Source organism: Hydrocoleum sp. CS-953, from assembly GCF_002260545.1.
In the GTDB taxonomy this organism is placed as follows: Bacteria; Cyanobacteriota; Cyanobacteriia; order Cyanobacteriales; family Microcoleaceae; genus Trichodesmium.
This window is the reverse complement of the sequence record NZ_LGSU01000154.1, coordinates 1-2,293: the sequence shown is the minus strand read 5'-3', so window position 1 is coordinate 2,293 and position 2,293 is coordinate 1. Positions and strand designations below refer to the sequence as shown.

The following is a 2,293-nucleotide window of genomic DNA, read 5'->3' as shown; positions in this document are numbered from 1 at the left end:
GATAAAAATGGATATAACTCTTATATTTCCACCAAATTTCCACTTTATAATTTAGATGGTTGTCTCTATGCAATTGGTAGTATATCTACAAATATCAATTACCGTAAAGAACTTCAAATATTGTTAGCTAACCTGAATGAAGAGCTGGAAAATAGAGTAGCAGAACGTACTATTTGTTTAAAACAACTAAATGAACAGCTCAAAATGGAAATGAGTGCCAAAACTCAGGCTAATAAAATGGCAGAGAAAATGGCTAATGAACTATCACAACACGCGAGAACAGTTGATAGTATTCTCAATGCTTCTGTAGATCCAATTTATCTTTTTGATTCCTCCGGAAAATATACTTATGTAAGTCTAACTGGAGCAGAATCTCTAGGCATGAAGCCTAATGATATGATTGGTAAAACAGCAACAGAACTAGGTTTTTCAAAAGAAATTATTCAAGAGTTCGATGAACAAATAAAAAAAGTTTTCACTACTGGTAAATCTGTCAAATCAGAAGGATGTTTTTCCACAAGAAAAGGGGAAATAGATTATGAATATATTATTAGTCCCGTAGTGGATAGAGAAGAAAATATAGAAGCAGTAGTTTCCACATTTCATGATATTACCGAACGCCGACATATACAATTAGAACTAGAGTTAGCAAAAGAAGCTGCAGAAGCTGCCAACCAAGCAAAAAGTAGATTTTTAGCTAATATTAGTCACGAATTAAAAACACCTTTAAATGCGATTATTGGCTATGGGGATTTATTGCATGAAGAAATTAATGATTTGGGCTACCAAGATTTAACTAATGACTTAAACAAAATTCGTTTTGAAAGTCAAAAGTTATTAAAAATGATTCAAGAAATTATTNAATAAAATGAAGTTATATTTGGAAGATTTTAATTTATCATCTTTAATCAAAAATGTAGTCAAATCAGTGGAACCTTTAGTAGTTAAAAATGGCAATATTTTGAAAGTAGAAGGAGTAGAAGATATTGGTATTATGTATGCAGACCCAATTAAAGTGCAACAAATTATATCTAATCTACTCAGTAATTCTGCTAAGTTTACACATCAAGGTGAAATTAACTTAAGAGTAAGTCGTCAAAGAGATAAAATTGTAATTTGTGTGACTGATAATGGTGTCGGTATGAGTTTAGATCAGATTAAGTATTTGTTTAAACCCTTTACCCAATCTGATGAATCAACTACCCGTCAATATGAGGGAACTGGTTTAGGATTAGCAATTAGTCAACGTTTTTGTCAAATGATGGGTGGGAATATTACTGTTGATAGTAAAGTTTCTTTGGGTTCTACTTTTACTGTTTGTTTGCCTACAGAAGTTGCAGATATTCATTAATGGATAATTGATAATGGATAATTGATAATTACCTCTAGCTAAAACCGTGAGGGAATTGAATATCAAGGACATATTATTTCTTTTGGTAGTGATCAGCAAAATGTGGGATAAGTCGCGTAGGGCTGGCAAATAGAATCCCAAAGCACTGAAATATAAAGGTTAAGCCAATTTTTGGAGCGAAAAAAGTGCAAATTTTTTAGCCTTTAAGACCAAAAAGTTGAGGAGGTTGGCAGATAAGTACAAAAAGATACAGGTACAATTATTCCTGCTACTTTCTCTTTCTCCCCACACTCCCCACACTTCCCAACCTCCCCACTCTCCCCACACTACCGAAGTGTCGTAACCAGAATGTATACTGCTATATTTTGTTAAGATAGATCATCTAAGTTTTCCGAAGCTAATTGATTGTGTCAGATTCGTCAGCTACACTGTGGGAATTAACCATCGCCAAATGTTGCGAGGAACCTGTTCATTGACCAAGATTCTGAGTAATATAATGTCCGGTTGAATAGTTATAATTAAAGCTAGTAGTTGGGCTTTAGCCCTATCTTATAGTTCGGGCTAAAGCCCAACTACAAACAAAAATTTTTTTATCACTAATTATCCGGACATAATATAATGCAGCACAGAAAAACTTCTGTGGCAATATTACTGTTGATAGTAAAGTTTCTTTGAGTTCTACGTTTTACTGTTTGTTTGCCTACAGAAGTTGCAGATAGTAAAAGTTAAGATTTATTACTAATGAAAATATTTCAATATTACTTGAGCCAAGCTTAAAAGAAATGATTTTTTTAGGCATAGCTTGCCATAAATATTCCAGTTAAATATTTCTGGAATTCAATGATATACTAACTCAAATTCTCCAGTCAAAAATTAAGATGAACAAGTTAATTTCTAAAGAGAAAAAGTTTTACTATTTTGCTTATGGTTCCTGTATGTGTC

The 2,293-nt window shown here is 32.6% G+C and carries 1 protein-coding gene and 1 pseudogene; both read left to right on the top strand.

Going from position 1 to position 2,293, the window contains the following annotated elements; genetic code table 11:
- Positions 1–204 precede the first annotated feature (204 nt).
- Positions 205–861 (top strand): annotated as a pseudogene (locus tag AFK68_RS44000) (PAS domain S-box protein); the annotation flags it as partial.
- Position 862: 1 nt separating this feature from the next.
- Positions 863–1,351: HAMP domain-containing sensor histidine kinase (locus AFK68_RS01185; protein ID WP_210407162.1), on the top strand; the 489-nt coding region annotated here is incomplete at its 5' end.
- Positions 1,352–2,293 lie beyond the last annotated feature (942 nt).